The following is a 23,213-nucleotide window of genomic DNA, read 5'->3' as shown; positions in this document are numbered from 1 at the left end:
TTTCTAATAGTAGCACCTCTCAACAAAAACGGGAATGATCTCCCTATCTCAGCGTTATTCTACCAGACGACTTGATTTTGATTTCTCATACGTTTTTTCAATTCTTGGCGCGAGCAAAGGTTTTAACAGAAGTCCAGCAACGAGTGTTAACACCCAGAAACCTGTCAAGATGATCATGTTCTGCCAAACAAGCGCAGGAATGACACCACCTATAGCTTCCCTGAGTAAATTAATCGCGTACGTAAAAGGAAGAAACGGATTAATTTGTTGGAAAAACGGCGGTGCCACTTCAATAGGAAATGTACCTCCCCCACCGGAAAGTTGAAGAACAAGCAGAATAATCGCCAGCGCTTTCCCAATATTTCCAAGGATAGAAGCCAGTGTGTAGACCATGGTCATAAATACTATGCCTATGAAGATTGAAAACAAAACAAACAAGAATGGATTATTTGCGTAAACACCTAGAAGTGTCAAATTTCCAATACTTACAATCAGTCCTTGTAGCACGCCTACGATTAGAAAGAGGATCATTCTTCCTAGATAAATAGAACGGAGGGTGAATTCTGGACGGCGATCGACTGAATGGAGATTGGTGCTGATCAAGTTTGACAACAGTAAAGCACCGACCCAAAGGCTTAATGCAGTGTAGAAGGCTGCATTGGCTGATCCGTAGTTCGGGATTGGGAAAAGTTGTTCTTCGACTAAATTGACTGGGTTTGAAAAGAACTCACTTTCCTCATCAAGGTCATTCCGAAGGACAGAAATCAACTCATTCAGACGATCCCTCTCTTCAATGTCACGGATTTGATCTGCCACCTCACCTAGGTTTCCTTCCATGTCTGGCAGTTCATTTCTAGAAAACTTAGCAAGTTCGTCTACTGATTCTTCCACTTGTGGCATGTTTTCTTCTAATAGTTCGGCAAGCATTCGATAGTCTTCTTCCACTTCAGGGAGATCGTCTCGAATGAAATCCCCTGCCTGATAAATCTTCCCTTCAATGACAGGCAGGTCGTTACGAACAAAGCCTCCCGCTGACTCAACGGCATCGATTAGAACAGGAAGACTTTCTTCTATTGTTTCCGTCAGTTCATTGATTCGTTCTTGAATTTCAGGGAGCCTGTTCCTCTGTTCTTCAATACTTTCTTCACCTTGAACCGCTAGCTTTTCAGCATGCTCTAAAGTTTCTTCGATCGACTGTAAAGCTAGATAACTTTCATCGAACGATTCTCCAGCAGCAGTTAATTCGGATCGTAAGTGATCAACGGCTCTTTCAGTTCGTTCAGTCCCTTCATTCGTTAAAAACGAGTAAAGGTCCTCGGCCTTTTGTTCAGCGCTATCAGCACTCATCCTGAGATCTTCAATTTGGCTTTCTCCCGGCATCTCCCCAGCTTCAAGCTTAGTTAACGTCTCGTGAACTTCTATCTGAAAATCTTGAAGTTGCTCGATCATCATGGTTATCTGATCCATGACTTCTAGTAGTTCCTCATTTTCAGAATAGTCATAAATAGAGCTATACAAATCAACCGCATTTTCTAGCACTTCTATATGAGTCGTAAGCTGCTTGTCTAAATCATGAAGAATTTCTTCTGACTTTTCTCCAGCTTCTTCGTCTACCATTGCCAGTGCTTGTTCTGCCGATGCGGCTGTCTGTCCTGCAAAAAGCGCTTGCTGGGCGACTGTATCAATAACCGGTTCAACGGCACCTTCCGCTTCATCTATGAATACAGACAAGGCCTCTGCATATTCTTCCATAGAGTCTGCTCTTTTTTCTACTTCTGGCAATACTTCTTGGGCTTGATTAATCGTTACCTGTGCCTGCTGGGCACCGCTCAACGCTTCATCAAGAAGTTCAGAAATTTCGAAAAACCTATCGTTTATTTGATGCACATCTGCCATAGCATCATCCATGTCTGTGATTTCCTCTTCTAGCTGAAGAACGCCTTGTCCTAGTTGGTTGATTTCTGGGAGGCGCCTCTCAAGCTCAAGGATTTGTTCCGTTCCTTCATCAATCTGCGGACTAAGGTCTCGTAGTTCCAGAAACTGATTCACATGATCGTCAATCGTTCCCCAGTCCTCATCGAGCGCAATCACTTTCTCTGCAAACTCATTGATTTCAGGAAAACGAGATTCAAGGTCATACACGGTTTGTTTTATTTTACGGAAAGTAGGAAGTTCTTCCTCCAGCTGTATTCCGAGCCTGTCGAACTCTTGAAACATCGTTCTGGATGTTTCTTCAATAAATTCATCATTCATTTCTTTAACGATCGCAGATGCGCCCGTAGACGTCATCTTAGGTGCAATAGCATTGATCTTTTCATTAACCTGAAAATGGACTTCGGCAGAAATGGGATCACCAGAAACCACACTTGACAGGTCTTCAGAGAAAGAGTCATCAATATAAACGCTGGCATAATAGTCTCCGTATTTTACCCCTCTTTCCGCTTCCTCCTTTTCAACAAAGGTCCAGCCGAAATTTTCGTTATCTTGGAGATTCTCTGCCAATTCTTTGCCGACGTTGACGAATTCTCCCTCGATATAGGCGCCTTCATCTTCGTTCACTACCGCGACCTGGATTCCTTCCGTATTATCATAAGGGTCCCACGAGGCACTTAGATTGAACCACGCATACAAGGAAGGAAGAATGGCCAGTCCAATAAGAAGTATACCTACGAGAGGCACCCGTTTAATATTCATTACATCCTGCTTAAATATATTCCAAGCTTGTTTCATTCGTTAAATTCCTCCATACAGTACATCTTTTTACCACGCTAGTAGAAGCCTACAGCTACTTCACTTCAACCAACACTGGGACATCCTATCACGGGAATATGAACTGAACATGAACTGGATATCGGTTACTTCTACACAGTTATAAAAAAAGCTCTGACCTCGTATGATAGATGAGATCAGAACTTTCTATGGTTATTGACAGATTTTCAGTTAGTTAGATAAGGTCCTCAAAAACTTGATATAACTTCTTATTTAATGCTTTCTTCGTTTCTCTCCCTGCAAAGATATCTTCAAATGAATGATAGGTTATTTCATTTTTTTCCATGCCTAGCGCCACACCATAAATGTCCTTTTCCATTAGTTCAACGACTTTGTGACCCATTCGACTCGTAAAAATGCGGTCAAATGCTGAAGGGGTTCCTCCTCGTTGGATATGCCCTAGTACAGTCGATCTTGTATCCAGTCCGCTATATTCTTTAATCAGATGAGCAATATTTTCGGCTTTCCCTACACCTTCAGCAACCATCACAATACTGTGTGTTTTCCCACGACTGAAACCACTTCTTAGTTTTTCAGAAGTTTCTTTAATATCCCACGGCAATTCAGGGACTAAGATCGCATCCACGCCACTGGCGATCCCAGCGTGAAGCGCAATATCACCAGAATCTCTTCCCATCACTTCAATAACACTTACACGTTCGTGGCTGCTCATCGTATCTCTCAGGTTTCCAATAGCTTCCATCACTACATTCAACGTCGTATCAAACCCAATTGTATACTCAGTTAGCGGGATATCATTATCGATTGTCCCTGGCAGACCATATGTTTTAATGCCTTGTTCACTAAGCTTAGCTGCTCCACGATAACTCCCGTCGCCGCCAATGACTACGAGGTATTCGATCCCCGCTTCTTTCAAATTATTTACAGCTTTCATTTGTCCTTCTTCAGTTCGAAATTCTTCGGAACGGGCGGATTGCAGAAACGTACCGCCACGATAAAGGATGTCTCCAACATCTTTTGATCCTAGTGTAGTAAAATCTTTTTCTATGAGACCGTTATAGCCTCTTCTAATTCCGACAACCTCAAAGCCACGAGCAAGTCCTGTCCTAACTACAGCACGGATCGCACTATTCATGCCTTGGGAGTCCCCGCCAGACGTTAACACACCAATTTTCTTCATAAAAAACACTCCTCTCTCGCACAATTGAAATTCGATGTATTTCTTCACACTTCATGAAAAGTCATTTCATTCGTTCTTATTATGCAATTCAATTAAGCGAGCTAATCCTTCTTCTATTCCCTTTAATTTTACTTTAACACTATTGAAAAAATACCTATGACCCGTTCCAGAGGTTTTTACTTCATCTCCTATTAACTTCTTACCCTAAAATAGTAAGCCCATGCTCGCAGAATACTTATTAAAAACACGGACATGGCAAGAGGAAAGATCGTTGTATTGAATCGTTCAATTCCTGAAAGGGAAAAATATCCTTGCTCCAAAGCATTTGGAAGCATAAATGAAAAGAAGTTAAAACCGAATAAAACAATGATTGGCGAGAACATCAACGTATAAATTTTTGCTACACTCATGGCTGCTCGTTGCTTGCTCTCAAGATCGTCATTGATCTCAGGTTTTTCCATTTCTTCTGAGTAGGCTTGTCGCCAGATCGACCATTGCTGCCAAGAAGAACCTGAGACATACACTCGCTCCCACCCCGCTTCACTGTGAAATGCGTGAGCGTTTCTGTCCGCTCTCCCTTCAAAAAGGACGCTGTACGCATAGAGATTTTTGTCTGATCTTTCAAACTGAAACTTAACACCTCCTTTATTCACATGGATAAGATGCCATCCGGATTGTTCTTTCTCTTCCAGCCACGTTTCAATTTTGTCCGGAGCATACATCCAGCCAACTTTAAACTTGGTTCGCCTTTCCCCTGATAGAGTTACTGGTTTATCTGTAGAATCCTCCAAAAGTTGCGATTGAGTAACCTCCTCTGATAAACGCCTCGATTCTTTCTTGAGCGCAATGAGAGAATAAATCCCTATGATCGTCACACCCATCTGGACGGCAGCCATGAAATACGTGAGGATCCACATCGGGCTCTCAACGCGGGTCACCGTAAACGAGTCGTTGCTTAAATAGAGAGGAATAAGTAACGAGGCTTGCAGAGAAATAGAGAAAATCATGTACAGGAAATATGCCCACCAGAACATGGAGATTTTGCTGTTTCTTGATTCTAAATTGTCTCGCACAATGGACGTCTTTACTTCATCCTTTTGCTTAGTATTCCCATAAACGGCCCATTTTCTTTTTTTATTCACCACTTCCCACCCGTCTGCCTCAAGCGCTTTAGGTAGAGGATGCTGCTTACTCCGATCAAAGGAGATCGCAAATGTTTCGTGAGGTGACGCTTCCTCACTAAAGGTAAAGCGACTTAATTTAGGTTGAAAATGCGTCAGTGTGTATCCCTTTTTGGACATCTCTCCTACCCAATGCTCCGTGCTTTGAATGTGATAGCTCCAAAACGGTTTCCAAAAATGTGTATAACTCATTTCTTCTCCCCCCGGTGTGCCATAGCATTTGTATACAACTCTTCAAGCCGAGTCATCTCCCGTTGAATAATCTCGTTCCCCAGCTCGGTAATCTCGTAGGTTTTTTTTCGTTCTTCATTAGCATAAACGACGATTAAATGATCTTTTAGCATTTTCGTAATCGTCCCGTACACGGTGCCTGAACCAAGCTTCAACCGGCCTGATGTAATATCCTCAACGTATTTCACGATGCCATAACCGTGCTGCGGTTGTTTAAACAAACTTAATAAAATGTAAAAAGCTGTTTCGGACATGGGCACGTATTTTTTGATCACTTTATCAGTAGGTGCGGTCATATCCTTCCTCCTTTTATATGTCACGCCGTGATATATATCATGGTGTGAGTATATCACGGCGTGACATACTATACAATATTTTTAAATTCTGTAATTTGACACTGTTATAATGAAGATGGATGCTACCCTACATTCTTGTGCATGAAATATCGGATGACTCTAGTCAATACCTGATATTCTATTAGCTACGGGAGGTCATAGAATGAATTTGCTAAAACATATGAATGAGGCGCTAAATTATATAGAGAAAAATCTAACAAATGAGATTGACTATAAAGAAGTTGCTAAACGTGCTTACTGCTCCGAGTATCACTTTAAAAGAATGTTTTCATTTCTCTCTGGGATTGCTCTGTCAGAATACATTCGTCGTAGACGCCTGACCCTTGCTGCTTTCGCATTGGAAAACTCCAATAGGAGAATCATTGATATTGCGGTGACTTATGGATTTCATTCTGCTGATTCTTTTGCACGGGCCTTTCAAAAAGTCCACGGCATTACTCCGTCAGCAGCAAGGAATCATGGCCATCCTCTTAAAGCTTATCCGCCAATGACCTTCCAATTAACGATTGAAGGAGGAAATGAAATGAATTATCGAATAGTTGAAAAAAAATCCTTTCGTATTGCTGGAATGATGAAGAGAGTGCCAATCATTTTTAGTGGAGTCAATCCAGAGATCGAAAAGATGTGGAAAGAATTAGATAGTCAGTCTATAAAGGAACTTAAATCCTTATCTAATGTGGAGCCGAAAGGAATAATAAGTGCCTCCACAAACTTCTCTGAAGAAAGAATGGAAGAAAAAGGAGGGCTAGATCATTTTATTGGAGTAGCAACATCTAGTATGCGTCCGGATCATTTCAACATCCTTGAAGTCCCCGCTACCACTTGGGCTGTCTTTGAAGCAATCGGACCTTTTCCTGAAACCTTGCAAGACGTCTGGGGACGGATTTATTCCGAATGGTTTCCATCCTCTAACTTCGAACAAACAGAGGGACCTGAAATTCTATGGAACGAAGATAAGGACTTTGAATCACCTACATTTAAAAGTGAAATCTGGATCCCTGTAAAACAAAACTCTTACAACACATAAAATGATAAACACCCTATGGATTGTAGTCTCATAGGGTGTTTATCACTTCTTTATCATGAAGGATTAGGATATCTCTCCTGTAAAAATGCGACACTTTGAATAATTAATTTTTTCAAAACATCGATGTTGATATCTTCAACTTTATTAATGTAAACGCAGGCTTTACCTGTGGTATATTTACCAAATTGCTTTAACAGTTCACCTCGGTCCTCATCCCCCGTGGCAAAATACAAACTGATTTTCGCTTTTCTCGGTGAGAAACCAACCAGTGGCGCATCCCCTTCATGTCCCGTTTTATATTTGTAATGATAAGATCCAACACCGATAATACTTGCTCCCCACATCTTAGCCTGATAACCGGTCGTTTCCGTGAAGATATCCAATAATTTATAGGCGTCTTCTCGCTTCTTTGCATGTTCAACTTGTTCAATAAATTCAATCACATCGCCGTCGTTTTCTTTTGTTTTCAGTTCATAAGCCAAGGTGTAACCTCCTTAGAATGTAAGCGTTTGTTCTTTCATTATACTACTTTTGATGCTTATCCACTTAGAATCACTTCCTCTACCCTCTTTACCATCAAATTAAGAACCTCCCTCCTGTAACTCGTAAATCTTAATAGTTCTTAATATTTATCAACCCTTTTTCTTTATTTTTGCAGGTTAAAGTGAATAGATAGGTTGAATTGGAATCCTAAAATTCGCTACCTAATAATAATTAGAATGAGGTTGATCAAGCATGGACATTGTTTTTATAGATCGAAAGACAAACGAAAAGAAAACGGAAGTTGTCGCAGGACACAAGATGATTCAATGGAGCTACGAGACGAGACTAGGTGAGACTTTATTGGAGACAATTATAAAGAAAAAATGGATGAGTCAACTGTATGGAAAACTTCAATCGTTACCTTTCAGCAGGGGTAAAATTGACAATTTTACCAAAGATCTTTCTATTGATATGTCAGAAGCAGGAGAAGAAAAAGTGAAGAACTATCCCCATTTTCAAACCATGGGGACGGTTCTTGCGGTTAGTAGCCTGCCAACCAAACGGACGGCCCTTTGCCTTCATGAGAAGGTAGAATGTTGCGTTTTTTTCAACATAAACACGACAAAGAGTCCTGCCATAAAGGTGCTTGCGGAAGCTAAGATTATTCCTGAACTGAAAACAACATCCATCCCGTTGAAAATCGCAAACAAGGAACCTACGACCAAAGGTGATAAGGTTGTACCCTAGAAACAGTTTAGTTGTCCGAGGTCTCCAAAAACCTTACAATATAGCTAGTCTTGGTTCATGGTTTATGATTCCAAAGCGTTAGATTTTTTGAGAGGCGGAAGAAGTGATGTCGGATCAATTTGAAGATACTATGAAGGTAGACGGAGAGCCCTCATGGTTACATAAATACATAGATTCTCCAGAAGAACAAAAAAAGTTATATAAGAAGACGATGATCATCGTCGTTCTTTCACAAATATTTGGAGGCGCGGGACTAGCCGCAGGTATTACGGTGGGCGCGCTCCTTGCCCGAGATGTGTTAGGAACAGATAGTTTTGCGGGACTTCCTGTGGCGCTCTTCACATTGGGCTCTGCCGGGGCAGCGCTCCTTGTAGGTCGACTCTCCCAGCGTCTCGGTCGACGAGCAGGCCTCGCTACTGGCTTTCTTGCAGGAGGAATTGGCGCAATCGGCGTTGTCTTAGCAGCCATCACGACTAATATCGTCCTTCTATTCGTTGCCCTGTTCGTTTACGGCGCAGGAACGGCGACGAATTTACAAGCTCGGTATGCCGGAACCGATCTGGCAAGTCCTTCTCAGCGAGCAACCTCCATTAGTATCGCCTTGATGGCGACCACGTTTGGAGCAGTAGCCGGACCAAACTTAGTCGGTGTGATGGGCGAATGGGCGGAAGCCATTGGTTTTCCAGCATTATCCGGTCCTTTTATGCTAGCAGCGGCTGCGTACATCCTCGCTGGCTTGGTGATTCTGTTGTTCTTACGACCGGACCCTTTTATCATTGCGAAAGCACTCGCCGCGGTAAAAACTGAGGATACCACCTCTTCAAATCTGGAAGCCTCTCCTCTATCTACAGACAATCGAGGAATTTTCCTAGGTGCTTCAATCATGGTTTTAACGCAAATTGTCATGGTGGCCATTATGACCATGACTCCCGTACACATGGGGCACCACGGGCATGCTTTAAATGCCGTAGGACTAGTGATTAGCATTCACGTTGCAGCCATGTACCTCCCCTCTCTTGTGACGGGAATTCTTGTCGATAAAGTCGGGCGTCTTCCCATGGCCGCCGCGGCAGGCTTCACTTTACTTGCTTCAGGAATTCTTTCAGCAGTGGCACCAACTGATTCGATGCTGATCCTTACGATCGCCCTTGCTTTATTAGGGCTCGGTTGGAACTTTGGTTTGATCAGTGGAACAGCGATCCTTGTCGATTCAACAAATCCAACCAACCGTGCGAAAAAACAAGGATCAGTCGACGTTTTCATAGCATTAGCAGGTGCATCAGGAGGAGCTCTTTCTGGCGTCATCGTCGCTTCTACGAGTTACCCGATGCTCTCCCTTTTAGGTGGCCTCCTAGCACTATCAGTCATTCCACTCATCCTCTGGTTTCGAGCCAGAGGGCGCAATCAAGGGGACGGTTCTCGCGGTTGAAAACACAGGGAAAACACAGGAAAGGTTCTTTCGGTTAAATCGGAAGTTTTATGGAAACTATAAATTTCAAACTAGGTACAGAGACTATCAAACCGATTACTGATCAATGTACGGACTAAGGCTGCCCAAACCGACTACAGATCTGTTCAAACTGGATACAAGCACCTCCAAACTGGATACAGAACAGCTTACGGACTACAAGTCTGCTCAAACCGACTACAGATCTGTTCAAACTGGATACAAACACCTCCAAGCCGGATACAGATCAGCTTAAGGACTACAAGGCTGCTCAAACCGACTACAGATCTGTTCAAACTGGATACAAGCACCTCCAAAACGATTACAGATTAGTTTACGGACTACAAAACTTCTCAAACCGACTACAGAACTGTTCAAATTGGATACTAGCACCTCCAAACTGGATACAGAACGGCTTACGGACTACAAAACTTCTCCAACTAGATTTTTAAAACAGTTTAATCATCCACAGTTCAAAAATCTATAGTAAGCTTAACACCAAAAAAGACCGGAACGTGATGATTGATCACGTTCCGGTCTTTTCGTTTAGCTATTCTTATTTACAGATGCGTCATAAATCGATTCAACCGCTTCTTTTAACGCTGCATTAAATTCTTCATCAGTTTGACTGACACTTAAGTTTTCACTTAAAGCTCTAGAGAAACTTGCGATGAGCCCATCGTTACTTTTTAGTTTTCCGTTTGCTTCGTCTCTGGAATACCCACCAGATAAAGCTACTACTCGAACGACTTGAGGGTGATCGATAAGCTCTTTATAGAGGTTCCCTACCGAAGGAATGGTGAGTTTCAACATCACAAGTTCATTTTCTTTTAATAGATCAAGATGTTTAATGATTTCCTGCTTTAATATTTCTTCCGATTTCTCTTTATCGGTACTATGAATATCCACTTCCGGTTCAATGATTGGTACAAGTCCTGCATTGATAATCTGTTTAGCGACCTCAAACTGCTGATCCACCACTTCTTTAATGCCATCTTTGTTTGCTTCTTGAATCACAGAACGCATTTTTGTTCCAAACATCCCACGCTCGTTCGCTCTATCTAATGTTTCACTGAGATCATCGATCGGTTTCATCTTCTGAACACCATTAGATAGCTCAGCAAGACCTTTATCTACTTTAAGGAACGGCACAATCCCCTTTTCCTCAGATAAATACTCTCCTGTGTATTTGCCATCGATTTCACGATCCATGGTTTGCTCAAATAAAATGGCGCCGAGGATATGCTCTGAATCAAATGCGGGTGCCGAAATGATTCGAGTTCTCATCTTATGGACAAGATCAAACATTTCGACTTCGGTCGTATACTCGTTTTCAGATACACCATACGCAGCAAGTGCCTTTGGGGTACTTCCCCCACTTTGGTCAAGCGCTGCGATAAAACCTTTGTCGTTCCTCATTCTTTCTAAATGTTTTTCCTGCATTCATCTCACTCCTTCAAAGTAGTTAGACTTCATTGCATTCCCTAGAAACAATACAAGACTATTGTAACATTTTGGATGAAAAATGGGTTGTAATTGGGGAAACAAGAAGATTAAACAATGCGTGGAGCGGATAGCACCGGGTGAACTTTGGCTTCATCGGCGGTTCTACTTTTGGGCCAAACACTTTATTTAACTGCAAGAACCGTCCCTCTGGTTAGGTTTGATCTCTTTGATTTCTACTTTACAACATGACGAACTCTTGTCTGCCTTCTTATTCCTCGCTAATAATCGAAAGAATTTCTTCAACATCCTCTCACCTCCCATTAAATAATGTAAAATATGAACCCTGAGATCGTTGACATTGTTAATACTGACAGCACAAAGGTGACGATTAAACTTTTTCTAAAAATAGATTTCAATAGCACCAACTCAGGTAAACTTGCTCCAGCGGAACTGATCATCATCGCCATGACAGGCCCTAACGTCATGCCATTCATTATTAATATTTGTGAAATGGGAATCATGCTCGATAATCGAATATAAAGGGGGATCCCGACGACCGCGGCAATAGGAATTAACCACCAAGCATCCTGACCAAAATGCGCACTGATAAATTCTGCAGGAACAAGACCATGAATGATTGCCCCAATTGCTGCTCCGAGAATTAAGTACGGATAAACCGTCTTCATCAACGTCATCGTTTCTACCCATGCGCCTTTCCATGAAAATCCTTTATCAGATGGGGCGTATCCGCTCATCACTACTCTTTTCACCGATTTTTGAAAACCAAATTTCTCTAGCAACAACCCGATCGTTAACGATAGCGTTGCCGTAATCAAAATATAGAGAATCGTGACTTCCCACCCCATAATCACGGACATAATCGTCAAGATGGTCGGATCGAGAACAGGCGAAGCGAACAAAAAGACCATGACCACCCCGAATCTCACTTGATTTTTCAACAAATTAACTATAATCGGGATGGTCGAACAAGAACAAAATGGTGTGATAAAGGCAAATAACAAGGCAATGAGCCCTCCGAAAACAGGGTGGGATTCCTTAAGTTTCTTCTCCACTTTTTCATAAGGAATGTAATTTCTAAATAAATTGAGGACAAAAGATACACCAATAAACAGAACTGTTAATTGCAAGGCAATCATTATAAAACTTTGGATTGTTTCTACCATGGAATTCACCTCTTATGAAATTTTCACTACAATACATCAAAAAAAGTTGATGTATAAGTTATTCATTTACCCAGCGCAATTACTTCGCTGGGCGAAAAAGACAACATAGCTCTTCCGACAGTAAATGATCGATCACTTCGTTGTTGATACGATAATAATTCCATGTACCTTTCTTCTCTTTCAAGATCGTGTCGGCATCTAATAATATTTTAAGATGATACGACAGTTTAGACTGAGAAAGTTCCAAAGCCTCCGTTAAGTCACACACGCATCTGGGACCTTGCTTACACAAAATGGACAGAAGGTGCAATCTTTTTTGATCTGCTAAAGCCTTAAACCGCTTTTCATAAAACGAAAAATCTGGAGTTTCTTCTACTAAAGGGATCTTCAGTTCCACATCACCATCTCCTATAAATCAATTTTTTTTGATGTATTATCATCATAATACCAAATTTATCTAAATGCAAGTGTAAATCAATTTTTTTTGATTTAGCCGGAGGGACGGTTCTCGCGGTCGACTCAGACTTTTTTGCAAAACAAAACGACCTGAACGTGATTGTAGCTCACGTTCAGGTCGTTTTGTTTTTATATCTTATACTCATGCAAAATTTAAAACTGGACTTAAATCCCACAAGCCACCATTTTATTTTTTTGGAAGTACTTTTGATGATACTCTTCCGCTGGGTAAAACTGTTGCATAGGACGGATTTCAGTCACAATTTTTTTACTTCCCTTACGATTTAACTCAGCCTTTTTATTCATGGCAATCTCAAACTGATAACGATTTTGAAAGAAAATAGTTGATCGATATTGACTTCCAATATCAATCCCTTGACGATTTCGAGTTGTTGGATTGTGACATTCAAAGAACTTGTTAACCAATTCTTCATAAGATATTTTCCATGGGTTATACCAAATTTCGATTACCTCTGCATGACCTGTTAAACCTGTCTTTACTTCTTCATAAGATGGATTCTCAACATGTCCGCCAGAGTAGCCTACCCTTGTCTCTTCAACTCCGCGAATGCTTTCAAAAAATGCTTCCACTCCCCAAAAACAACCTGCTCCAAAAACTACTTTTTCCATGCTAATCGCTCCTTTTTTTGAGCAATAAATCTTCTTCCCATAAGAAAAACCTCTCTAAGTTTCGTTAAGAGAGGTTCTCGTATATGTTATACGATTACTCTCATCTCCCAAGGACTATAGGATCCTTGCAGGAATTGGCACCGTTTAAATCATTAAATGATTTAATGGTTGCTGGGTATCAAAGGGCCTGTCCCTCCACCGCTCTGGATAAGAAGTTTATCACTATTTAATTTAAGTTGTAATTGTCAGTGTAAATGAAATCATTCTAATAATCAAGTTTAAATATTCGAAGTTTACTAATTTCTTTTACTTATTTATCTTAGCCCGCCACATACCACATCTAATGATATGTTATCAAACCACAATCTTAGCTGCTATTTATGTTGAATAAGCCCAATTCCATTTCCCGTAGGATCAACTAAATATGCTAGGAAGAAACCTTCAAACTCCATTTTTTCTCTAACGACCATCGCACCTTCACTGGTAGCTTTAGAAATCGTTTGATCAATGGACTCCACCTCTATTTGTATTCGGGTGCCATGAGGGAAATCTCTTGGTCCTTTACTTATGCCCCCTTTGACCCCTGAAGCCCCGCTATCCTTTAATGAAGTCACAGCCCAATAATCCCATTTCGGTTCAGAAATCTCCCAATCGAAAACTTTCGAGTAAAACGTTGCTGCTTTTTCCGGTTCTTGACTACTTAATTCAAATCCAACGACTTTTCCCAATGTCTATCCCCCCGTTTTTGTAAAAATACTTTTCATAAGTGACCCAATTCAAAATGGTCCTCAACAAGCTGAATCGTTCTAATATCACGATTTTTTTCTTGTACTCTCTTTACTAGACTTTCAACACCATAGATTTCAGTGAACGTATGACTGCCAACCAATAGGTTCACCCCTGCAAATTGAGCGTATTGGATGGTGTATAACGTAGCTTCTCCAGTGATATATGTATCGCAGCCCTCTTCCAGTGCATACTTGATATGGTCTGATGAATGACCTGCTCCAGTTAATACTCCAACCTTTTCAACATCTTTATGACTGTTTCTCCAGGCTCTTATTGGTTCACTTAATTCTTTTTTTATCCGATGAACTAACTCATGAAAAGGTAAACGCGAATCAAATTTCCCAATTCCAGGGGATTCACGACCATTCTTGAACATGGAATAGGTCTCAATATGATCTACTCCTAACACATTCATGAGTGAGGTAGAGGTTCCGAATTCGATATAATCTAATGGACTATGAATCCAAAAATGCCTAATACCGTATCGTTCTAATTTCTCCAAACATTTTTCTTTTAAGCCATAAATGAAATCCCAAGCATCATGATGCGTAATGATTAAATCGACGTCGCTCTCTGCAGCCATCTCAATGACCTCAATGGATAGGTTCGTCGCATATCCAATGGTCGTGATCTTATGGTTCGTCTTGTTGTTAAAGCCATACTCGTCATCAAATTCGGATAACAATTGTTTACCAAATAATTGTGTAATCGTCTGTTCGAATTGTTTAAACTCCATGTTTTCTCCACCTCTGAATCCTATTTGCCTATGTATCTGGGCTATTCCTGTTCATAGTTATTCACGGTGTAATCCCGCTCCTATAATCATATGTTTCATGAGGGAGGTTCAATTGAATTTTATTAATCATCACCGTACGATCATCTAACCACTCTATGTGTGCATGTTCTTCTCTATATTGCCAATATATTTTCTTAGATGATTTATTCTCATGATTATAAACAAGTTCGCCTAAGACAGTATTGGCAACTGTAGCATTTCCATAAGAAACATAGGCATTGACTGTATATGTCCCATCTGGAGAAACGGACTGGGTGATGAGTTCATCTTTAAATCGGCTCCAATCAAAGAACACATAATAAACTCCGTACCCTACCACCCCAACGACCATAATAAAAATAATTAGCTTCTTCTTCATCCTTCACAGCCTTTCTCAGTCAAAAAAAGCACGTGAATATTCAACACCCATTACGTCTGTTTCTTGCCCCTCCAGTATAAAAAAATGGATTAAACGAACCGCACCATGAGTTCATCATCGAAGTATTGACCCTCTATTTTCAACGCTCGTTTATCAACGCCATATGTGGTAAATCCTAAAGAATTGTAAAGTCTTTTTGCTGGCACATTGGTTGATGTGACAGTTAAATTGATTTGTTCAATCCTCTCCAATTCTTTTGCCAGTTGAATAGCTTCTGACATTAGATTTTTTCCAACCCCCGCTTTCTGATGCTCCGAATACACATACATCGCCACTATAGTCGCCCTATGTTTCGTTTTGTTTCTAGTTTCCAAAATCAACGTCACCACACCGATAAGTCTAGTATCTTCAAATGCCCCGAATGTATAAACATGGTCAAAATTCAATCTGGACTCAAATTTTTCTAAAGAATACTCCAGTTCTTCTTCATAACTTGAACTGAACGCTTCAGGATTTGCTTTCAACGCCGCTAGTCGAATTTCTTGGTACATGCTGGCATCTTTTGGATCTAGTAATCTAATTTCCCCCATTTAACCCCCACTTTTCCCGTTTTCTTTTACAGAAAAATCATTTGCTTCTACTTAACCATTTCGGATACATCTATGCGGACGATCACTTCCACACCTCATCCAATTTGTCTGAATAAAAATCGATCGCTTTCTTGTAACTCTTGATTTCACGATTATCGGTCGTATCAGTTAAGCAATTGAGCAAGATCTCCATAGCCGCTTGGTGCTCACTCAAGTTATACAAAGTCATTGAATAAAACACTTGAATGGCTTTGTTACCTGGGAACACCTCCACCGCCTTTTTCAATATATCCTTTGACTTTTCATATTCTCCTAAGGTTCTATATGTACTTCCTAACCCCAACATCGCACCTTCTAAATCTTTTCCCGCCAACCCTAACTTGATTGAACGTTCATAAAACGGGACTGCTTGAGCTTCCTCGCCTAACGTATCAAAACTCCAGGCACACTGGTAATTCATGTAGGGATCGTTTGGAGACTCCTTCACCAAACTAACAAATATTTCGTTAGATGCTTTAAGATTACCTCTTTTCCTTAAATCCATTGCTCTATTAAAAACATCACCCATCGTCTGTCAACTCCAAACCTTACTAAAGAAATAATATTTTCCAATGATGACATTATAATACTTCAACAAAAAGAGCCTTACCTCCTGCTTGAGGTAAAGCAATTCATATCAAGCATAATCATTTAGGTTACCTCCCCCCCCCTTTTTCTCCACTTCTAGTTTAATTTGTTTCGTCAAACGATTTTTCTGTTTACAAACGGGGCAGATCACATAATTATAGATTAATATCTCTTTTTCTTGATTTAGCGGTACCTTTAAAGGACTACTGCATACGGTACAAATCATCACTATCGCGGTATGTTTAGCCCTGGCCATAGGCCTCTTCGCCCTCCTTTCGTTCCTACAGTGTCATAGGCTAGCCGGTCGTTTTATATAGCATAGTCAAGACATTCACCTTTCAAAACTACATTTAAAGACGTTTCATAAAAAAAGCGTGGTATGAATGTCCATACCACGCTTTTTTAAAATTCAATATCGTCCACTCGTTACTTCGCTTCGTACAAGACCCAAATCGAATTCAACTGAAAAGGATGATGTTCAGGAAGCATCGTGGCTTCCTCCTTCGGCACATCAAACCAAACGTATGTCTCTTCCCCTAGACGGTCCTCCAGATCCTCCCTCGCCATCGAAACCGTTTCCCAAAGACCTTCTTGCTCAGCAAAATCACTCCATGGGTAAGCCATATGTAGATAATGTGTTCGCTTTTGGTCATGCTTCACGATGACAACACGATTTTGCGTATGGTTTTCATAGAAAGTCCAACGATCGATCTGCTCATTCTCGAACAACGCTTCTGAAGCCGGAAACGTGTAGTAGCACTGATAAGGAAATACGTTTTTATCCCTTAAATAAACTTTTTCAAGCCATACCTTCTTTCTCTCAAATGAATCCACTTCCTGCCAAACCTTCCTCCTATGTTCAAGTGCTGTGACGTCTTTTGCGATCGCTGCATGTTGAATGACTGTAGAAGTAAGCCCTATTTTTTCAAGAACTCGCCTGGCAGGTTGATTGTGCTCTTCTGTATTAGCCCCAACCCACTGGATCCCCTCAACCTCTGAGGCCTCCTGTCGCACATGAGTCATGAGTTCTGTTGCAAGGGATTTCCCTTGAAAACGTCGGTCGCTTCGCAAACGCCCCAGCATAGCATACCGACCGGCAAAGATCGAATAGCCACCCATGGAAGCGAGCTTGCCATCTACAAATAATCCGTACAACTTGTTGGCTCCTGAAGCAAACCGGTTAAAATAAAGTTTAATATAATCCCCATCTATCCCTGTATCCATCGCTTCAAACAATGGATAATCGTCTGTTGTTAATGGTCTTATCGTTTTGTTCATGATGACATTCCCCTTTTATTTCATCAATTATCTGGTTACGTTCATTATAACGACGATGGATGGAGAATTCACAGGATAGAGCTTTTTGTAACCTTTATTAGAATCGGTATTCACTTGTACCGATTGGACTTTAGGAACGTGTAAACTCCTCGACTGCCACGTTCGTCACTAATCTCCCATGTTGGCGACGTTCAGCCCTCGTTCTCTTCGCGTTCGTCGCTAAACTCGCATGTTGGCGACGTTCAGATCTCATTCTTTCCACATTCGTCGCTAACATCCCATGTTAACGACGTTCAGCCCTCATTCTCTCCACGTGCGTCGCTAACTTCCCATGTTAACGACGTTCAGTTCTCGGCCTCTCCACGTTCGTCGCCAAACTCCCATGTTGGCGACGTTCAGTTCTCGACCTCTCCGCGTTCGTCGCTAATCTCCCATGTTGGCGACTTTCAACTCTCATTCTCTCCACGTCCGTCGCTAACTTCCCCACTTCCTGTCTAACAAAAAAAACTGCAGGCAATAAGCCCGCAGCATTTCCACTCAATCTATTGATCATCCTTACGTATTTCGCATCCATCCTCATCACAAACAACACCACCTGCTTGTTGGCCCTCAGTCATTGGACCTTCCTCATCGATGATTTTTTCAAGCGATTGCACAAATACATCCGTTGGTTGAGCGCCGGTGATGGCGTATTTTCTGTTCACCAGAAAGAATGGCACACTTCGGATGCCAAGTTGCGAGGCTTCCTGTTCATCCGCTCGAACCACATCATTTAAAAGATCGCTATTGAGAAATTCTTCAACCTCTTTACGGTCTAGCCCCACTTCTCCGGCAAGACCGGCCAACGTTTCATGGTCACCAATATGTTTTGATTCTGTGAAAAAAGCTTTTAATAATCGTTCTTCCATTTCGTGCATCAAGCCTTTGTCCTTAGCAAACATTCGTAAACGATGGGCATCAAACGTATTCGTCAAGACCATCGAATCCATCTGAAAATCCAGTCCATCTTGTTTTGCCATCTGAACCATGTTATCCGTCGTAGCTTTAGCCTTCTCTAGACTCATGCCATATTTCTTTGCCAATTTTTCGTGAATACCGTAATTTACATCTCGCTCCACTGTCGGATCTAATTCAAAACTACGATAGACGACTTCAACCGGCTGCTCTATCTTTTGAAGGGCGTCCTCCAGACGCCTTTTGCCAATATAGCAAAATGGTCAAGCAAAATCTGTCCACATTTCAATTACCATACGTATAACCTCCATAGTCAGTATTTACAACTAGTATACCTACGTAAGAGGCGATCAGTCCAACTCATTGCTCACGCTTTCCACGTAAATGTACTGCCAGACTCCATACAGATATTGGGATGCTCTTTAAGCTGTTCCACCAATTTGAACAGGGCGTCGTCCTTTTGTTTCGCTTCGATCATACAATCGATATGCTCAGCGGAACCCTGTGCCTTTTTTACAAAATCCAAAAATAGATCCAAATCCACATAGTCAGCATGACTTTTGAACTCTTCCTTACTTTTAGGGCTTGAAATATGCATTTTCACAGGTAAGAGAGAGTGCGACCACGTTCGAACCACTCGCTCCCAATGATCTTCCCACCTTTCGTCATCATGGTTCGCCAAATGGTGATGCAGATCAAAAACTTGAGGGATATTCAACTTCTCACATATGTATAAGCAATTCTCCAATGTATAAGAGGTATCATCGTTTTCAAGAATCACCATTTGTTGAATTGGCGTTGGGACAAGAGCCCAGTTATCGATGAATCGTTCCAACGATTTTTCTTTATCTTCGTAACGACCACCTAAGTGAAGAACGCAGCGATGCTTTGGAGAAATGTTCATTCGTTGAAGCAGTTGGTAGTGATACTTCAACACATTCAACGACGCTTTTAAGATCTCTATCTTTGATGAATTTAATACGACAAAATGGTCCGGATGAAAATCTAAACGCATGTGTTGGGATTTGGCCAATTCCCCTAACTCAAGAAGATCTTCCTGAAGCGCGTGCAAATAATCCCATCCTATTAAATCCATGTGGGTCGCTAACGGCACTAACCTAGAACTCAATCGAAAAAATTCAATCTCATATGCTTTATTATGCTTCAACAGCCTCAAACAATTTTGAAGATTAGATTTGGCGATTCGTTCAAGCTTTCTAATCGCAGCTTCTTCATCTCCAATTTGTTTAAAACGTTTGTACGTCATCGTCTGAGATGGGGATGCGTTTTGCAAGTGGACACTCATAGCCACATACCCAAGGCGAAACAATGTCATTTGGCATCACCTATTTCACGTTTTCCTTAGTATCCACCGTCCGACTGTAGTTATGTATCCAGTGCCGTTCTAGGAAAAATAGCGAATACCCCATCACCTAAGAAATCATCAACCTATTTTTATTAAAACAACCTCTTAAAAACTCCACGAATAACAGGCTCATCATCTGAAATCCAAACGTCCATCAAGCCTGGCGCAGGAGAAAAATGGATATACTCCTTCTCAGTTTTAATCACAAGATCCGTCATGTACTCATCTTCTTCATTAGATTCACCATAGCCTCGCACGTCCAAAATAGTTCTAGATAATGGTGAGTAGGACGAGGTCAACGTATTGTATTTCTTTCTTTGGTTTTCATAAGGATTTAAGTCAGTCATGTAATTTAAAGGGTCCGGAGTCGTTTGGTGATGGACGAGAAGAGTATCGTTCCCATCCTCCCGCTCGTACCACTCTAGTCGAACATATCCCTCACTGATGATTTTAAAGTTATCTTCTTCACCGGCCACGTCGATCCAGCAAAGAATGGGTTGGTCAATCAGGAGATAAAACTGCTCTTTCTTTCGATCGACGATGATCATTCGTTGGCTATCGATGCTGTTTAAGCTCAACCCTTCAAGTTTTTTGAGTTCTATCCATTCTTGTTTCACCAAATCCTTCCCACTCTAGGAGTTTGTCATTCCCCCAAATTAACTTCCGTCTCCTAATTAATCTTTCTGGACCCATCCGCTTCCGCAGCACCCTCTTTCAAAACACTAGACTTAAACAGATACATATTGATAATCATTGCAACACCCAATGGCAACAAAGTAAAAGAAGATAAAGAGATTTCACCTTGTATAAGGTGGGTTATTACCCGTGTCAACACAAATCCAAAGATAAATATGCAAAAGATGAGATTGATTTTTCCGAATGTCGTCAATTTCTTCATTTCATTCTCCTCACTAACGAGTCATTATAACTTCCTTTATATTACCATTTATCCCTTCTAAAAGGACCATCACTACAAAAAGTTTTTTTGACTAGCTCAACGGTTATATAAAACAGCAAAACGCAAGAACTCTCCAAAGAGGTTCTTGCGTTTCCACTTCTATATATATGATTTTTTCAAAAAAAGCATCACGTCCCACAAAAGGTTCTATAAGGTCCTTCAGACTCTGGTGGCGGTGAGCAGAACTCAGTCTGTTCTGCTGAGTGGGCGTAAGGGTGTGAAAGGACATCCATTAGCTGTTTCATCACTCTGTAATCGCCCCGCTCCACTGCTGCTTCCAATGCTTCTTCCACTCGATGATTACGAGGAATAACCGCCGGATTACTCTCTTTCATTAACTGGTTAGAGCTCTCCGTTGACTTCTCCTGTCTGGCACGTCTCGTCTGCCAACGGGTTTGCCAATGCTCAAATTCGGCAGTTCCAAACAGTACGGTCTCCTCTGCTTTATCAAACGTTAACGCTCGAAACGTATTCGTATAGTCCGCTTCATGTTTTTTCATCAAGCTTAGCAGGTCTTCTATAAGAGACTCATCTTCAGTCTCTTTATCGAATAGACCCAGCTTTGCTCTCATGGCGTCTGCCCAGTAGCTTTGATATAACTGACTAAACTGAGACATTTCCTCCTGAGCCAGTTTGATCGCTTCCTCTTGATCTTCATGAAGCAACGGTAGCAATGTTTCAGCAAATCGTGCTAAATTCCATCCCGCAATATACGGTTGATTCCCATAGGCATAGCGACCTTGGACATCGATAGAACTGAACACCGTTGCCGGATCATACTTGTTCATGAAGGCACAGGGTCCATAGTCAATTGTCTCTCCACTAATTGCCATATTATCGGTGTTCATCACTCCATGAATGAAGCCTACCGACTGCCATTTGGCTATGAGCTTCGCCTGTCGTTTGACGACTTCTTGGAGGAAGTGTTGATACTTGTTTTCCTCTTCAGCGATATTAGAAAAATGTCTGTTTAGGGCATAATCAGCTAAAGTTTTCAGATCCTCAAAACCTGTCCCTCTAGCGGCAAATTCAAATGTCCCCACGCGTAAGTGACTGCTTGCTACTCTTGTGAGAACCGCTCCGGGTTGCTCCGTTTCACGAAATACAGGCTCTCCGGTAGTGACCACTGCCAGGCTTCGGTTTGTAGGAATGCCCAGGGCATGCATCGCTTCACTGATGATGTACTCGCGAAGCATCGGGCCTAGTCCCGCTCGACCATCACCGCCACGAGAATATGGAGTTCTGCCAGATCCTTTGAGTTGAATATCCACTCTCTTATTTTGAGGAGTTATCTGCTCGCCAAACAGCATAGCTCGTCCGTCTCCTAGCATAGTAAAGTTCCCGAATTGGTGACCGGCGTATGCCTGAGCTAGAGGCAAAGCCCCTTCTGGAATCTGGTTTCCTGCAAGGATAGCTACCCCTTCTTCCTTTTGCAGTGCACCCGAGTTTAACCCTAAATCAGTTGCCAGTGAATCATTAAACATGATCAACGTAGGCGAAACCACAGGATTTAAATTCACTTGGGTAAAAAAAGGTTCCGGTAGTTCTGAATAACTGTTATCTAAGTTCCACCCGGTTTCTGTAAGTTCTTTATTATATGACATCGTATCCCCTTTTCTTCTTGTGTCTTCACTTTTGTATATAAGCCAAAAAACGTAAGGAATTCTATAATTAAATCAGTTAACTATTTCCATGTTAACAGAATCCAGCCCTTTTTAGGGTATACTTTCGCCAATTAATTATTCTCTAAGAGACAATAGCACGTTCATAAACCACTTGTTAAAAATAGGTCTAGGTTCACGGATCTCCATTTGAATATAAAGAACTTAATAATCCCCTTTTGAAGGCGTTTACCTTCAAAAGGGGATCCATGTTATTCATTCGCAAAAATCAATCACTTAAAGTTTTAGACTTTCTTAAATTTCTTATCGTTTCTTTATCTTTACTGCCGTTCCGTATGCCAACAGCTCTGAACTTCCTTGCATCACTTCAGAAGTTGTATACCTTACATTAACTATACCATCTGCATTTAATGTTTCTGCATCTTGAACCATTCGCTCAAAGGCTATCTTTCTAGCCTCTGTCAACATTTCCGTATATCCTTTAATTTCCCCTCCGACGATCGTTTTCAACCCTGCCATGATATCTCGACCAACGTGTTTCGATTGTACAACACTTCCTTGAGCGATGCCCAGTACTTGCCATATTTCATATCCTGAAATGTAGTCTGTATTCACGACTATCATCATTTTGTCCCTCATTTCTTCCCTTGTTGTTTTTATTTTATTAAGGGGATTACCAAATTAGACCCACGTATGAGGATGTGTATAAAACTTCTTTGGAGGTTCTTGATTGGGGAACAGTCGTTGTTGTCGGAGGATTTAATTTAATTTAATTCT

26 protein-coding genes and 1 riboswitch are annotated in these 23,213 nt (G+C 41.3%); of the genes, 3 read left to right on the top strand and 23 right to left on the bottom strand.

Annotation, left to right across the window (positions count from 1 at the left end; translation table 11 throughout):
* Nucleotides 1-54 precede the first annotated feature (54 nt).
* The 4 genes from CR194_RS04080 to CR194_RS04065 form a co-directional block, all read right to left on the bottom strand.
* Nucleotides 55-2,730: a YhgE/Pip domain-containing protein gene (locus CR194_RS04080; protein WP_110608351.1), complete on the bottom strand. Its 2,676-nt coding sequence runs from the start codon at nt 2,728-2,730 to the stop codon at nt 55-57.
* 214 nt (nt 2,731-2,944) lie between these two features.
* Nucleotides 2,945-3,919 (bottom strand): 6-phosphofructokinase, encoded by a 975-nt coding sequence (gene pfkA, locus CR194_RS04075; RefSeq protein ID WP_110608350.1) that lies wholly within the window; start codon nt 3,917-3,919, stop codon nt 2,945-2,947.
* Nucleotides 3,920-4,101: 182 nt separating this feature from the next.
* The gene (locus CR194_RS04070; RefSeq protein ID WP_110608349.1) at nt 4,102-5,283 is read right to left on the bottom strand and encodes a DUF2812 domain-containing protein; all 1,182 of its coding nucleotides are present in this window, start codon (nt 5,281-5,283) and stop codon (nt 4,102-4,104) included.
* Nucleotides 5,280-5,618 carry a PadR family transcriptional regulator gene (locus CR194_RS04065; protein ID WP_110608348.1) on the bottom strand — a complete coding sequence of 113 codons (339 nt, stop codon included), beginning with the start codon at nt 5,616-5,618 and terminating at the stop codon, nt 5,280-5,282. Before CR194_RS04065 ends, CR194_RS04070 begins: the two co-directional genes overlap by 4 nt.
* Before the next feature lie 202 nt (nt 5,619-5,820).
* On the opposite strand from CR194_RS04065, the gene CR194_RS04060 reads away from it, so the two are divergent.
* Nucleotides 5,821-6,705, top strand: a complete 885-nt coding sequence (locus CR194_RS04060) for an AraC family transcriptional regulator (RefSeq protein ID WP_110608347.1) — start codon at nt 5,821-5,823, stop codon at nt 6,703-6,705.
* Between the two features lie 53 nt (nt 6,706-6,758).
* Here the strand turns inward: CR194_RS04060 and CR194_RS04055 are convergent, their stop codons facing one another.
* Nucleotides 6,759-7,187 carry a DUF1801 domain-containing protein gene (locus CR194_RS04055; protein WP_110608346.1) on the bottom strand — a complete coding sequence of 143 codons (429 nt, stop codon included), beginning with the start codon at nt 7,185-7,187 and terminating at the stop codon, nt 6,759-6,761.
* Nucleotides 7,188-7,440: 253 nt separating this feature from the next.
* On the opposite strand from CR194_RS04055, the gene CR194_RS04050 reads away from it, so the two are divergent.
* A complete protein-coding gene (locus CR194_RS04050; protein ID WP_110608345.1) occupies nt 7,441-7,935 on the top strand; it encodes a phosphatidylserine decarboxylase in 495 nt (164 codons plus the stop codon).
* Between the two features lie 106 nt (nt 7,936-8,041).
* A complete protein-coding gene (locus CR194_RS04045; protein WP_110608344.1) occupies nt 8,042-9,364 on the top strand; it encodes an MFS transporter in 1,323 nt (440 codons plus the stop codon).
* A gap of 564 nt (nt 9,365-9,928) precedes the next feature.
* Here the strand turns inward: CR194_RS04045 and CR194_RS04040 are convergent.
* The 18 genes from CR194_RS04040 to CR194_RS03955 all read right to left on the bottom strand — a co-directional run bounded on the left by CR194_RS04040 (nt 9,929) and on the right by CR194_RS03955 (nt 23,063).
* Nucleotides 9,929-10,825, bottom strand: coding sequence for a fructose bisphosphate aldolase (locus CR194_RS04040; RefSeq protein WP_110608343.1), 897 nt, complete (start codon nt 10,823-10,825; stop codon nt 9,929-9,931).
* A 323-nt stretch (nt 10,826-11,148) separates the two neighbouring features.
* Entirely contained in the window at nt 11,149-12,012 is an 864-nt protein-coding gene (locus CR194_RS04035; protein ID WP_110608342.1) for a permease, read from the bottom strand.
* A 79-nt stretch (nt 12,013-12,091) separates the two neighbouring features.
* Entirely contained in the window at nt 12,092-12,409 is a 318-nt protein-coding gene (locus CR194_RS04030) for an ArsR/SmtB family transcription factor (RefSeq protein ID WP_110608341.1), read from the bottom strand.
* Nucleotides 12,410-12,633: 224 nt separating this feature from the next.
* Nucleotides 12,634-13,098 (bottom strand): peptide-methionine (S)-S-oxide reductase MsrA, encoded by a 465-nt coding sequence (gene msrA / locus CR194_RS04025; RefSeq protein ID WP_110608340.1) that lies wholly within the window; start codon nt 13,096-13,098, stop codon nt 12,634-12,636.
* Nucleotides 13,099-13,195: 97 nt separating this feature from the next.
* A riboswitch (SAM riboswitch) is annotated at nt 13,196-13,312 on the bottom strand.
* Nucleotides 13,313-13,472: 160 nt separating this feature from the next.
* The gene (locus CR194_RS04020; protein WP_110608339.1) at nt 13,473-13,826 is read right to left on the bottom strand and encodes a VOC family protein; all 354 of its coding nucleotides are present in this window, start codon (nt 13,824-13,826) and stop codon (nt 13,473-13,475) included.
* 32 nt (nt 13,827-13,858) lie between these two features.
* Nucleotides 13,859-14,623 (bottom strand): Nif3-like dinuclear metal center hexameric protein, encoded by a 765-nt coding sequence (locus CR194_RS04015; RefSeq protein ID WP_110608338.1) that lies wholly within the window; start codon nt 14,621-14,623, stop codon nt 13,859-13,861.
* Nucleotides 14,624-14,684: 61 nt separating this feature from the next.
* Nucleotides 14,685-15,041, bottom strand: coding sequence for a DUF5412 family protein (locus tag CR194_RS04010; protein ID WP_110608337.1), 357 nt, complete (start codon nt 15,039-15,041; stop codon nt 14,685-14,687).
* An 89-nt stretch (nt 15,042-15,130) separates the two neighbouring features.
* Nucleotides 15,131-15,631: a GNAT family N-acetyltransferase gene (locus CR194_RS04005; protein WP_110608336.1), complete on the bottom strand. Its 501-nt coding sequence runs from the start codon at nt 15,629-15,631 to the stop codon at nt 15,131-15,133.
* A gap of 82 nt (nt 15,632-15,713) precedes the next feature.
* Nucleotides 15,714-16,199, bottom strand: coding sequence for a tetratricopeptide repeat protein (locus tag CR194_RS04000; RefSeq protein WP_110608335.1), 486 nt, complete (start codon nt 16,197-16,199; stop codon nt 15,714-15,716).
* Nucleotides 16,200-16,684: 485 nt separating this feature from the next.
* The gene (locus tag CR194_RS03990; protein ID WP_110608333.1) at nt 16,685-17,536 is read right to left on the bottom strand and encodes a GNAT family N-acetyltransferase; all 852 of its coding nucleotides are present in this window, start codon (nt 17,534-17,536) and stop codon (nt 16,685-16,687) included.
* 130 nt (nt 17,537-17,666) lie between these two features.
* Complete coding sequence (locus CR194_RS20175; protein ID WP_158282163.1) at nt 17,667-17,813, bottom strand: hypothetical protein; 147 nt, start codon at nt 17,811-17,813, stop codon at nt 17,667-17,669.
* Between the two features lie 57 nt (nt 17,814-17,870).
* Complete coding sequence (locus CR194_RS03985; protein WP_110608332.1) at nt 17,871-18,077, bottom strand: hypothetical protein; 207 nt, start codon at nt 18,075-18,077, stop codon at nt 17,871-17,873.
* 1 nt (nt 18,078) lies between these two features.
* Complete coding sequence (locus CR194_RS03980; protein WP_269845702.1) at nt 18,079-18,741, bottom strand: DsbA family oxidoreductase; 663 nt, start codon at nt 18,739-18,741, stop codon at nt 18,079-18,081.
* A 116-nt stretch (nt 18,742-18,857) separates the two neighbouring features.
* Entirely contained in the window at nt 18,858-19,826 is a 969-nt protein-coding gene (uvsE, locus tag CR194_RS03975) for a UV DNA damage repair endonuclease UvsE (RefSeq protein ID WP_110608330.1), read from the bottom strand.
* Nucleotides 19,827-19,948: 122 nt separating this feature from the next.
* Nucleotides 19,949-20,473 carry a hypothetical protein gene (locus CR194_RS03970; RefSeq protein ID WP_110608329.1) on the bottom strand — a complete coding sequence of 175 codons (525 nt, stop codon included), beginning with the start codon at nt 20,471-20,473 and terminating at the stop codon, nt 19,949-19,951.
* 53 nt (nt 20,474-20,526) lie between these two features.
* On the bottom strand, nt 20,527-20,754 hold the full coding sequence (locus CR194_RS03965) for a hypothetical protein (protein ID WP_110608328.1): 228 nt from the start codon (nt 20,752-20,754) through the stop codon (nt 20,527-20,529).
* Between the two features lie 188 nt (nt 20,755-20,942).
* On the bottom strand, nt 20,943-22,418 hold the full coding sequence (locus CR194_RS03960; RefSeq protein WP_110608327.1) for a protein adenylyltransferase SelO: 1,476 nt from the start codon (nt 22,416-22,418) through the stop codon (nt 20,943-20,945).
* A 321-nt stretch (nt 22,419-22,739) separates the two neighbouring features.
* The gene (locus tag CR194_RS03955; RefSeq protein WP_408640722.1) at nt 22,740-23,063 is read right to left on the bottom strand and encodes a YbjQ family protein; all 324 of its coding nucleotides are present in this window, start codon (nt 23,061-23,063) and stop codon (nt 22,740-22,742) included.
* Between the last annotated feature and the right edge of the window lie 150 nt (nt 23,064-23,213).

It is taken from the genome of Salipaludibacillus keqinensis, assembly GCF_003226325.1.
Taxonomy (GTDB): Bacteria; Bacillota; Bacilli; order Bacillales; family Salisediminibacteriaceae; genus Salipaludibacillus; species Salipaludibacillus keqinensis.
This window is presented reverse-complemented; position numbering and strand designations above follow the sequence as displayed.